We start from the raw sequence: 11,335 nt of genomic DNA, 5'->3' as shown, positions 1-11,335 counted from the left end.
AGTGCTTGACGAGCTTGCCCGTGGCCGCCCTGCTAGCGGCCGCGCCCTTCGCCGTTTGCCCGCCCACGGCGAGCGCCGCGCCCACGCGAATCCCCGCCGACGCCCCCAGCGCGAAAGATCTCACCCGTTACGAGATGATATCGAACGTCGTCATCTCGCCCGACGGCAAGCACATAGCCGCCCTCACCTCGAGCGACGGAGCCAAGATCACCATCAGCGTCTGGCGCACCGACGCCCTGGACAAGCCGCCGACGATCATCGGCTCGACACGGGTGACCTTCAAGAACCTCGCGTTCCTGCGCAACGATCGCCTGCGCGTGGTCGCCATGCAGCCGAAACGGACCCAGAGCTATACTTGGCATCAGACCCAATCCTTCCAGACCGACCTGGAGGGCAAGTCGTGGACTGAACCCCTCGCGCCGTCCTTGTCCGACAAAAGCGCCCGCGCCTACGACACCACCCCAGGGGCGGTCATCGACTTCCTGCCCAACGACCCCAAGCGCTTTCTGGTCGTCGACCGTCGCGTCGAGACCTCCGGCGATGTCTACAAGGTAGATATATACACCAACAAAGCCGAGCGCGTCGACCACATCGGGAAGCAATACCGAGGCATAAAGACCGATTTTAATGGAGAAATTCGCGGACGAACCGAAACTCGCTACGACGAGAACAAAATATATGTCGTAAATCAAATAAGGAATTCAATTAACGGCTCTTGGGAAGATCATTTCAAATCATATTTTAAAGACAGAAACGACGCGACGCTTGAAGGATTTGGCAAAGACCCGAATATTGCCTATGTGTCGATGATCAAGGTCAATGGCAAGCGCGGCGTTTATGTATACGACATCGCCGCCAGAAAATTCCTGGAGCCCCTGTTCGAGCACAAGCTGTTCAACGCCAGCGGCGTGATCCTCGACGAGAAGGGTGAACTGCTCGGCGTTCGCTATATCGACGCCAGGGACAACGTCTATTGGGTGGACGAGCATCTCGCCGCCCGCCTGAAGGCGGCGCGCGCCGCGCTCGGCGTCAGGACCGAGCCCGTCGCCTGGACCGATCCCGACACCGGCCTGGAAACCAGGCTCAACCTCGCCTCCGACTTCGATGTGTCGATCGCCGGATGGTCGCGCGATCGCACCACGCTGGTCATCGCCAAGTCGGGCCCACAGCTTCCCACGGAATATTACCTGTCGGACTCAACTGGCAAACTGCGCCTGCTGGGCGGCGCGCGCCCATGGATAAAGTCCGAGGCGCTGGGAGAAACCCGCCTCGTCCAGTACGCGGCGCGGGACGGCCTGGTCGTTCCGGCCTTCCTCACCACCCCGCCCGCCGGCTTCGGTCCCGGCCCGCACCCGACCATCATCCTGCCCCATGCCGGCCCCTGGGAACGCGACTTCTTGAGATGGAACGCGGTCGGCTGGGTCCAGTATTTCGCCTCGCGCGGCTACGTCGTCCTGCAACCTCAGTTCCGCGGTTCGTATGGCTGGGGCGAAAAGCTCTGGCGCGCCGGCGACAAGGAGTGGGGCGGCAAGATGCAGGACGACAAGGACGACGGCGCCAAGTGGCTGATCGACCAGAAGCTGGCCGATCCAGGCCGCATCGCCATGCTCGGCTATGGCTATGGCGGCTACGCCGCCCTGGTCGCGGCCATCCGGCCCAACGGCCTTTATCAGTGCTCGGTGTCCGGCGCCGGCAGCAGCCTGGCCGACATGAAGAAGATTACCTGGAACAGCCGTGTCCTGCGCGAGTATCAGGCTCCGTCGATCGAAGGCCTCGACGCCCAGCAGAACGCAGACCAAGTCAAGATCCCGGTCTTCCTCTATCACGGCGACTTCAACGACGTGATCGCCCTCGAAGGCTCCCGACGCTTCGTCGAAAGCCTGAAGGCCGCGGGCAAGCCCTACAAATGGCTGGAGATCAAGGGCATGGACTATGCCAACTGGACCATGACCCCCGAGATGATGGAGACCCAGCTGGTCGAGATCGACAAGTTCTTCCAGAACGAATGCAAGCCCGGCGGCCTCTGAGCCGCGATGGCGAAAACGGAAAGGGCGGCTCGAAGGAGCCGCCCTTTTTCGTCGCCCTCAGCGCCCCTTGGGCGGGGCGACCGAGAAGTCCATGTCGAACAGGGTCGGCGTGTCGGTGACCCTGGCCCGCTCGATGGTCAGCAGCCGGGCCTTGGTCGCCGCGCCGCCGTCGGCGCTGAAGCCGCCCATCCTGCCGTCGGCGCCCAGCACCCGGTGGCAGGGCACGACGATCGGCCAGGGATTCTCGCCCAGCGCCTTGCCCACCGCCCGCATGGCGCCCGGCTCGCCCATCGCTTTCGCCAGCTGGCCGTAGGTCGAGGTCTCGCCGGGGCGGATGGCGCGGGCGATCTCGTAGACCCGGCGGTTGAACGGCTGCACGACGGTCAGGTCCAGCGCCACGTCGGAAAGGTCGTCGCGCCCTCCGCCGGGGTTGCCCGCCAGGAGGTCGATGATCCGATCGGCCGCCTCGTCCACCTCCGGCGGCGGCGCGGTCTCGACGGCGTCGGGATAGCGCTTGCGCAGCCGCGCCCAGGCCGCGCCCGGCGCGGTCTCGGGCAGCTGCACGCCGAGCAGCCCGCCCGCGCCCCACGCCAGGCCGCAGCGACCGATCGCCGTCTCGAAAAGCATGAAGCCCTGTCCCATCGCCCCATAGATTAACACCCTTGTTGCAGGACGCGAGGCCGGGCCTCTACCTTTCCACGACCTTGCTTCGGAGACCGCCCCTTGCGTCGCCTCTTTCCGCTCGCCGCCCCCGTCCTCGCAATGGCTCTCGCCGCCGGTCCGGCCCTGGCCGGCGACATCCTGGTCCACGGCGGGCCGATCCATACCGGCGTCGAAGGCGCTCCCGCCGCCGAGGCGGTGCTGATCCGCGACAGGACCATCGCCTTCGTCGGCCCGCTGGCCGCCGCCCGCGCCAAGGCCGCCAAGGACGTCCGCGACATCGACCTCAAGGGCGGCGCGGCCTATCCGGGCTTCGTCGACGCCCACGCCCACCTCACCGGCATCGGCCTGCGCGAACTGACCCTCAACCTCGACAAGACCGACTCCGTCGAGGCCCTGGTCGCCGCCGTGCGCGCCTACGCCCTGGCCCATCCGGGCGACGCGCCGATCCATGGCCGCGGCTGGATCGAGACCCACTGGCCCGAGAAGCGCTTTCCCACCCGAGCCGACCTCGACCGCGCCGCGCCGGGCCGTATCGTCGTGCTGGGCCGCGCCGACGGCCACGCCGTGGTCGCCTCCAGCGCCGCCCTGGCCAAGGCCGGGCTGACCCGCGACACCCGGGCCCCGGCCGGCGGCCAGATCCTCAAGGACGAGACGGGCGAGCCCACCGGCATGCTGGTCGACCACGCCCAGACCCTGGTCGAGAGCGTCATTCCGCCCCCCTCCCCCGCCCTAAAGCGCCAGGCGCTGGAGACGGCCGGCAAGCTCTACGCCGGCCGCGGCTGGACGGGTCTTGGCAACATGAGCGTCGAGGCGGCCGACCTCGACCAGCTGCGCGGCCTCGCCGCCGAGGGCCGCTTCTCCTTGCGCGTCGACAACTACATGGACCCGTCCGGCGCCGCCGAGGTGCTGAAGACCGGCCCCAGCGCCGACCCGACCGGCCTGATCCGCCTGCGCGGGATCAAGCTCTACATGGACGGCGCCCTGGGCTCGCGCGGCGCGGCCCTGCTGTCGCCCTACAGCGACGCCGAGGGCCTGGGCCTCGTGCTCACCGAGCGCGACCAGGGTCTGGCCCTGATGAAGCAGGCGCGGGCCGTGAACGCCCAGGTCGCCATGCACGCCATCGGCGACCGCGGCAACCGCATGGTGCTGGACTGGTTCGGCGAGACCCTCGCTACGGACACCGGCCGCCGCTGGCGCATCGAGCACGCCCAGGTCGTCGACGCCGCCGACCTGCCGCGCTTTTCGAAGCTGGGCGTGGTCGCCTCGATGCAGCCCAGCCACGCCATCGGCGACCTCTATTTCGCGCCCGCGCGCCTGGGCAAGGACCGCCTGAAGGGCGCCTATGCCTGGGCCGACATGCTCAAGAGCGGCGCGGTCGTCGCCGCCGGCTCCGACGCCCCGGTCGAGGTTGGCGATCCGCGCATCGAGTTCTACGCCGCCGTCGCCCGCAAGAGCCTGACCGGCTTCTCCAACGCCGACTGGCATCCCGAAGAGGCCGTCACCCGCCAGCAGGCCCTGCGCATGCTGACCTGGGCGCCGGCCTGGGCCGCCTTCGCCGACCAGCAGCGCGGCACGCTGGAGCCCGGCAAGGCGGCCGACCTCACCGCCTTCGACCGCGACCTGATGACCGTGCCCGAGGCCGAGATCCTGAAGGCCCAGCCGATCCTGACGGTCGTCGACGGCAAAGTGGCGTTCGAGAGGTAGCCGCACGTTCTCCCTTCCCCCTTGGTGGGGGAAGGGCCGGGGATGGGGGTGACCCTGCGCTTCAGGCCGACGCGCCGTTGGAACTCTTGCCTCAGCAATCACCCCCACCCCTGCCCCTCCCCCATCAAGGGGGAGGGAATAGACCCCCTAAGCCGCGTCCGCCTTCGGGCTGGTCGCCTGTTCGATCGCCGCCAGCAGGTCGGCGAGGTTCAGCGGCTTGGCGACGAAACCGGTCATGCCGGCGGCGAAATAGGTCTCGACCTGGTGGGGCATGGCGTTGGCGGTCACCGCGATGATCGGGACGGCCGCCAGGCCGTGCGCGGCCTCGAACGCGCGGATGGCCTGCGCGGCGGCCAGGCCGTTGAGCTCCGGCATCTGGATGTCCATCAGGACGAGGTCGATCGCCGGATCGGCCTGGTAGGCGGCCACCGCCTGGCGGCCGTCGGCGGCCAGGGCCAGCTCGACCTCGAACGGCGCCAGCAGGGCCTGCAGCACGGTCTGGTTCACCAGATTGTCCTCGGCCGCCAGGATGCGCAGCGCGCCCTGCGGGGCCGCCTGGACGACAGGCGAGACCACCGCCGTCGCCGGCTCTTCGGCCAACGGGATCAGCGGCAGGTCGACGCCGAAGGTCGCCCCCTCGCCCTCGCGGCTCTCCAGCCACAGCCCGCCGCCCATCCGCTCGGCCAGGCTGCGCGAGATGGTCAGGCCAAGGCCCGTGCCGCCGTGACGCCGGGTGGCCGAGGCGTCGGCCTGGGTGAAGGCCTTGAAGATCCGCGCGCGATCGGCCTCGGACACCCCCTCGCCGGTGTCCGCCACGATGAAGCGCAGGCCCGCCTCGCGCCGCTCGACCGAGACCGCCACGCCGCCCTGGTCGGTGAACTTCACCGCGTTGACCACCAGGTTGCCGAGGATCTGGCGAAGGCGAGGCGCATCGCCCAGCCAGGCGCCCGTCGCCGCCTCGTCCACCGCCAGCGTCAGCGACAGGTCCTTTTCGGCCGCCAGCGGCGCGTAGGGCGCCAAGGCCAGGCGCACCGTCTCCTCGAGGTCGAACGCGGCCTCGTTCAGCTCCATCCGGCCCGCCTCGATCTTGGACAGGTCCAGGACGTCGTTGAGGATCTCCAGCAGGGCCGCGCCGGAGGCGCCGATGATCTCCAGCCGTTCGCGCTGGTCGTCGTCCAGGGCCTCGCGCGACATCACCTGGGTCATGCCCAGGATGCCGTTCAGCGGCGTGCGGATCTCATGGCTCATATTGGCCAGGAACTCGCTCTTGGCGCGGCTGGCGCCCTCGGCCAGGCGCCGGGCCTCGATCTCGCGCTCGGTCACCGTCACGTGCTCGGTGATGTCGGTGATGATCAGCAGGAAGCCGCCGTCCTCGGCCGGCGTCAGCTTCAGCGACTGGAAACGGCCGTCGGGCGAGCTGAAGGTGTCGGGCGACACCCATTCGCCCACCTGGTCGTCGACGGCGTCGAGCACCGCCCTGGCCGCCTGGCGGGCCTTGGCGTCCATCGCCGTGCGCTCGGCGATCTCGGAAAGGCTCATGCCCCGCGCCAGGGTCAGGCCGTAGGGCCGCGCGAAGTCGGCCAGGGTGGCGTTCCACACCTGCAAGAGGTTGTTGCGGTCGAAATAGCCCAGGCCGATCGGCGCCCGGTTCAGCGCCGAGCGCAGGGTGGCGAAGGCCGAGCGGTGCGCCAGGCGGTGGGTCAGCAGCATGCCGCAGCCGGCGAGGACGATCATCGAGACCATGGCGACGACCGATCGCGCCAGCTCGCCGCGCGTGAAACGGCCGGCGGCCTCGAGGTCGGCGATCGGCAGCAGGGTGACCGCGCCCATGCCCACGAAGTGCAGGCCGCAGACGGCGGCCGCCAGCAGCAGGATCGACGCCGCCCGCCCGCGCAGGCCGCTCTCGCGCCGCAGGTCGGCGAAGGCCAGGGCGGAAAGCCCGGCGGCGATCAGGATCGCGGCGACCACCAGGTCGGCCCGCCAGATCATCAGGGCCGGCAGACGCATGGCCGAGACGCCGACGAAGTGCATGGCCGCGATGCTTCCGCCGCAAAGCGCCCCGCCGGCCAGCCGTCGCGCCCGTCCGGTCGCGGTCATGGCCAGGCCCGCACCGCCCGCCAGGCCGGTCAGGGCCACCAGGAACGACAGGGCCGTCATCGGCTCGTCGAAGCTGAGCCGCAGTCCGGGCTGGAAGCCCAGCATGGCGATGAAGTGGGTGGCCCAGACGCCGCTGCCCAGCACCAGGCCCGTGAGCAGGATCCACGCGGTGCGGGCCGGCCCCGCCGCCGTCGCGCCCCGGTGATAGGCGTGCACGCCCACGGCCATCGACGCCAGGCAGACGAGCAGCGCCCAGATCACCAGCGTCGGGTCGTGCTGATCCAAACACCGAAGCGTGGCGAACATGGGTCCTTGGCCGGGATAAGCGCGAGCGGGAGGAACTCTGCTGTCCTCATAGCCGGTCACGCCGTCCAGCATGGTTTACGGCCCGGGCGGCGGATCGTCGCATCCGGGGCCAAGCCCGCGCTTGCCTCGCCTCGATTCCCGCCCCACTTTCGGAGGGTCATGAGCGACCGTTCCACCGGCCTCGCCCCGTCGCGGCTCACCGCGGTCCTGGGGCCCACCAACACCGGCAAGACCCATCTGGCCGTCGAACGCATGCTGGGCCACGGCTCGGGCATGATCGGCCTGCCGCTGCGCCTGCTGGCGCGCGAGATCTACGACCGCATCGTCAAGCTGCGCGGCAAGGCCGCCGTGGCCCTGATCACGGGCGAAGAGAAGATCGTCCCGCCGCGCGCGGCCTATTTCGTCTGCACGGTCGAGGCCATGCCGCTGGGCCGCGAGGTCGACTTCGTGGCCATCGACGAGATCCAGCTCTGCGCCGATCCCGAGCGCGGCCACATCTTCACCCACCGCCTGCTGCACGCCCGCGGCCGGTTCGAGACCATGCTGCTGGGCGCCGCCACCATGGCGCCGCTGGTCCGTCGCCTGCTGCCCGACGCCGAGATCGTCGGCCGCGAGCGCTTTTCCAACCTGTCCTACGCCGGCTCCAAGAAGCTGACCCGCCTGCCCCGGCGCACGGCGATCGTCGCCTTCTCCACCGACGCGGTCTACGCCATCGCCGAGCTGATCCGCCGCCAGCGGGGCGGCGCGGCCGTGGTCATGGGCAGCTTGAGCCCCCGCACGCGCAACGCCCAGGTCGCCCTCTACCAGAGCGGCGAGGTCGACTTCCTGGTCGCCACCGACGCCATCGGCATGGGCCTGAACATGGACGTCGACCACGTGGCCTTCGCGGGCCTGCGCAAGTTCGACGGCCGCCGCACCCGCTGGCTGCACCCGCAGGAGGTGGGCCAGATCGCCGGCCGCGCCGGCCGCTACACCCGCGACGGCACGTTCGGGGTCACCGGCGACTGCGAGGAGATGGACGAAGACCTGGTCCAGGCCGTCGAGGAGCACGCCTTCCAGCCGATCCTGGCGGCCGAGTGGCGCAACGCCCGGCTCGACTTCGGCTCGCTGCAGGGCCTGCTGCGTTCGCTGTCGGAGCCGCCCAACCGCACGGGCCTGACCCTGTCGCAGGAGGCGCTGGACGAGCGCACCCTGCGCAAGCTGGCGGCCCACGAAGACGTCGTCTCCCGCTGCAAGACCGACCGCTCGGCCCTCCTGAAGCTGTGGGACGTCTGCCAGACGCCCGACTTCCGCAAGACCACCGACGACGACCACCAGCGGATGGTCCGCACCCTGTTCGACGACCTGACCACGGGCCGCAAGCGCCTGCCGGAAGACTGGATCAACGGCCAGTTCAAGGCGCTGGACCGCACCGACGGCGAGATCGACAGCCTGGCCGCGCGCCTGTCGGGGGTGCGCACCCTGTCCTACATCGCCAACCGCCCCGACTGGCTGGCCAATCCCGTCCACTGGCAGGGCCGCACCCGCGAGCTGGAAGACAAGATCAGCGACACCCTGCACGAAAAGCTGATGGCCCGGTTCATCGACCGCCGCACCAGCGTGCTGATGAAGCAGCTGGGCGAGCGCGACGTGCTGCTGGCGGGGGTCGCGGCCGACGGCGAGGTCAGCGTCGAGGGCCAGGTGGTCGGCCGCCTGACCGGCGTCACCTTCGTTCCCGAGAAGGCCTCGACCCCGCTGGAGGAGCGCGCCCTGCGCAACGCCGCCCAGCGCGCCGTCGGGCCCGAGATCGCCCGGCGCCTGGGCCTGCTGGCCGCCGAGCCCGACGAGGCCTTCGCCCTGACGCCCGACGGCGCGATCCTGTGGCGCGGCGAGCTCGCCGGGGCCGTGCGGTCGGGCGGCGACCTGCTGTCGCCCCGCGCCCGCCTGCTGGGCGAGCTGGGCCCAGCCCCGGCGCGCGAGCGGGCCGAGCGCCGGCTCGACGCCTTCCTGGCTTCCGAAGTCGACCGCCATCTGGCCCCGCTGCGCAAGCTGCAAGCGGCGCTGGCCGGCGGCGAGCTGCGCGGCCTGCCGCGCGGCGTCGCCCACCGTCTGCTCGAAGCCGGCGGCGTGCTCGACAAGCACCCCCTCGACCCCGAACTCAAGGCCCTCAGCCAGGCCGAGCGCCGGGCGCTCAAGAGCCTGGGCGTGCGCATCGGCGCCTTCTCGCTCTATTCCCCCGGCGTGCTGAAGTCCGAGGCCATCGCCTGCGCCCGCGCCCTGGATCCCGGCGGCTGGCGCGGCCCGCTGGTGGGGCTTTGCCCCCTGCCCTCGCCGCTGCCCTCGCCCCGCGCCCTGGCCGCCAGCGGCCTGCGCGTCGCCGGCAAGCACCTGGTGCAGGTCGAGACCCTGGAGAAGCTCGACGGCCTGCTGCGCGCCGAACAGCGCCCCGGCGGCGTGGTGCTGACCCCGGCGGCGCTGGAGGCCCTGGGCTGGACCCCGGCCGAGGCCTCGTCGATCCTGCGCTCGCTCGACTACACTCCGGCGGTGCGCGCCAAGCCCGACGCCCCGATCATCTGGAAGCGCCGCGGCGCCCAGCGGCTGGAGCCCAAGCCGGTCAAGGCGCGCCCGGACTCGCCGTTCGCGGCCCTGGCCAAGCTGACCGAGCCGCCGCCCCCGCCCGCTCGCCGCAGGAAGCCCCGCCGGCGCAAGCCGGCCGCGGTCTCGACCGACAAGGCCGCCTCATGAGCGACGAGGCTCATCACAACGACGAGCACTGCCGCGCCGACGTCTGGCTGTGGCGCGCCCGCTTCTTCAAGACCCGCTCGATGGCCGCCCGCTTCGTCGACGAGGGCCGCATCCGCCTGACCCGCGCCGGCGCCCCCGACAGCCGCATCGACAAGCCCTCGCGCGTGCTCAAGGCCGGCGACGTCCTGGTCTTCGCCATCGGCGGCCGACTGGTGAACGTGCGCATCCTCGACTGCGGCGAACGGCGGGGTCCGGCCACCGAGGCGCGCGGGCTCTACGAGGCGCTGGAGGGGTAGAGGAAAGCCCAATTTGAGTTAAAGGGGCATGGACTTCGCTGCATCTGAAGCAATATTTTTGGGCATTCTTCAGAGCTCGGACACACCGTTCATGCCCACCCCCGAAGAGATAGCCCACGCCAAAGCCATATATTCCGCGGCCCGGGGAAACAGCAGCAACATTCTGCTATTCGAGCATGACGACTGCATACGCATTGCGTATGAGTGGCTAGACGCGCAAGAAAAGACAAAGGGCGTCCTGAAATCTCACTTCGCTCTTAAACATATAATTGAGAGCTGGGCCCTCCGGTATGTGTCTGCCTCCGATGTTGCAGTAGCGGCGATCCTTCACCCTGAAATTCGCGGTTCGTACCCCTACTTCAACATCAGTAAACGCCTGACTGTGCCCGCGCTAACGCGCTTGGAATCGATTGGGGAAGCGGGAAAGCATCCTAACTATGAGCGGCCTGACGGTCGCCGTGCGGGACGAGGGAGCATGTATCACCGCACGGAGTTCTAGAACCTGCTTCAGCTTGGGTCGATGCGCCCTCTTTCCCCATGGACGCCGCCGCGCCAATCGCTACCTTGGGATGAGTTGCATCCTGGGGGAGTATCTGCGTGGCGTCGTTCCGTCCGGCCCTGGCCGTCAGCCTGGCCCTTCTGCTTGCCGGCGTCGCGCACGCCCAGCCGTCCGCCAGCGCCGCCAGCAAGGCTCCCGCCAAGCCTGTCGCGCCCATCCAGGCCTACGATCTGCCGCAGATCCAGGCCTTCGGGAACGCCATCTATCGCCAGGACATCGCCGCCTGGCTGGCCAGCGACGCCCTGGCCGCCAAGGTCCCCGACCTGCGGGCCGCCGGCCTGCGGGGCTGGCTGGTGCAGGACGACGGCAAGACCGCCAAGGTCCGCTTCATCCGCGACAAGGGGAACGGCCTGGAGATCGGCTACGACGTCGTGGTCGACGGCAAGGGCGCGGGTCCCGTCACCGAGCCGACCGACCGCAAGCTGACCGACGAAGAGCGCCTGGCCTTCTCGGCCCGCCAGGCCGCCGCCGGGACGGGCGCCAGCACCTGCCGCGCCGGCTACAACACGGCCATGGTCAAGAACCCCGACGGCGACGGCTGGATCGTCTGGCTGCTGGCCCCCGCCCCGGCCGCCGGCGCCATCCCGGTCGGCGGCCACTACCGGATCTTCGTCGCGGCCGACGGCAAGACGGTGAAACGCGTCGACGCCCTGTCGGCCTCGTGCCTGCTGATCGAGAAGCCCAAGGCCGCCGACGGCAGGCCCGCCCTGGCCTTCGCCAGCCACATCGTCTCGCCCACCCCGGTCGAGACCCACGTCTTCCTCAGCAGTCTCTACAAGCTGCCGCTCGCCATCGGCACGAACGGCGGCAAGGACGTCTGGCTCATCGACAAGGGCAAGATCAGCAAGACGGACCTGGGCAAGAAGTAGCCGCCTAGAGCCGCCCCCGCGCCCTCGGGCGACCAAGGATAAACCCTCCCCCATAGGGAGAAGGTGAGATCGGCGATCCTGTGGATAACT

Annotated in this window: 7 protein-coding genes; 5 read left to right on the top strand and 2 right to left on the bottom strand. The window is 69.8% G+C overall.

The window, feature by feature from the left end:
• Positions 1-20: 20 nt before the first annotated feature.
• Positions 21-2,027, top strand: a complete 2,007-nt coding sequence (locus DDF62_RS03290) for an alpha/beta hydrolase family protein (protein WP_133244883.1) — start codon at positions 21-23, stop codon at positions 2,025-2,027.
• A 57-nt stretch (positions 2,028-2,084) separates the two neighbouring features.
• On the opposite strand, the gene DDF62_RS03285 is transcribed toward DDF62_RS03290, so the two are convergent.
• On the bottom strand, positions 2,085-2,669 hold the full coding sequence (locus DDF62_RS03285; protein WP_116487787.1) for a methylated-DNA--[protein]-cysteine S-methyltransferase: 585 nt from the start codon (positions 2,667-2,669) through the stop codon (positions 2,085-2,087).
• Between the two features lie 81 nt (positions 2,670-2,750).
• On the opposite strand from DDF62_RS03285, the gene DDF62_RS03280 reads away from it, so the two are divergent.
• On the top strand, positions 2,751-4,394 hold the full coding sequence (locus DDF62_RS03280; protein WP_116487786.1) for an amidohydrolase: 1,644 nt from the start codon (positions 2,751-2,753) through the stop codon (positions 4,392-4,394).
• Between the two features lie 147 nt (positions 4,395-4,541).
• Here the strand turns inward: DDF62_RS03280 and DDF62_RS03275 are convergent, their stop codons facing one another.
• The gene (locus tag DDF62_RS03275) at positions 4,542-6,797 is read right to left on the bottom strand and encodes an ATP-binding protein (protein WP_165832159.1); all 2,256 of its coding nucleotides are present in this window, start codon (positions 6,795-6,797) and stop codon (positions 4,542-4,544) included.
• A 159-nt stretch (positions 6,798-6,956) separates the two neighbouring features.
• Between DDF62_RS03275 and DDF62_RS03270 the strand changes: the two genes are divergently transcribed.
• The 3 genes from DDF62_RS03270 to DDF62_RS03260 all read left to right on the top strand — a co-directional run bounded on the left by DDF62_RS03270 (position 6,957) and on the right by DDF62_RS03260 (position 11,245).
• The gene (locus DDF62_RS03270) at positions 6,957-9,521 is read left to right on the top strand and encodes a helicase-related protein (RefSeq protein WP_116487784.1); all 2,565 of its coding nucleotides are present in this window, start codon (positions 6,957-6,959) and stop codon (positions 9,519-9,521) included.
• Positions 9,518-9,817, top strand: coding sequence for an RNA-binding S4 domain-containing protein (locus DDF62_RS03265; protein ID WP_116487783.1), 300 nt, complete (start codon positions 9,518-9,520; stop codon positions 9,815-9,817). The genes DDF62_RS03270 and DDF62_RS03265 overlap by 4 nt, the downstream gene beginning before the upstream one ends.
• A 597-nt stretch (positions 9,818-10,414) precedes the next feature.
• On the top strand, positions 10,415-11,245 hold the full coding sequence (locus tag DDF62_RS03260; RefSeq protein ID WP_116487782.1) for a hypothetical protein: 831 nt from the start codon (positions 10,415-10,417) through the stop codon (positions 11,243-11,245).
• The last annotated feature ends 90 nt before the right edge of the window (positions 11,246-11,335 follow it).

Origin of the sequence: Caulobacter radicis (assembly GCF_003094615.1) — a bacterium.
Lineage (GTDB): Bacteria > Pseudomonadota > Alphaproteobacteria > Caulobacterales > Caulobacteraceae > Caulobacter > Caulobacter radicis.
Note: the sequence above shows the minus strand (reverse complement) of the source record. Positions and strands in the feature narration are given on the sequence as shown.

Coding starts and splice junctions, on each gene's coding strand:
- DDF62_RS03275 (WP_165832159.1), bottom strand. CDS start 6,797: ATGTTCGCCACGCTTCGGTGTTTGGATCAGCACGACCCGACGCTGGTG.
- DDF62_RS03285 (WP_116487787.1), bottom strand. CDS start 2,669: ATGGGACAGGGCTTCATGCTTTTCGAGACGGCGATCGGTCGCTGCGGC.
- DDF62_RS03270 (WP_116487784.1), top strand. CDS start 6,957: ATGAGCGACCGTTCCACCGGCCTCGCCCCGTCGCGGCTCACCGCGGTC.
- DDF62_RS03265 (WP_116487783.1), top strand. CDS start 9,518: ATGAGCGACGAGGCTCATCACAACGACGAGCACTGCCGCGCCGACGTC.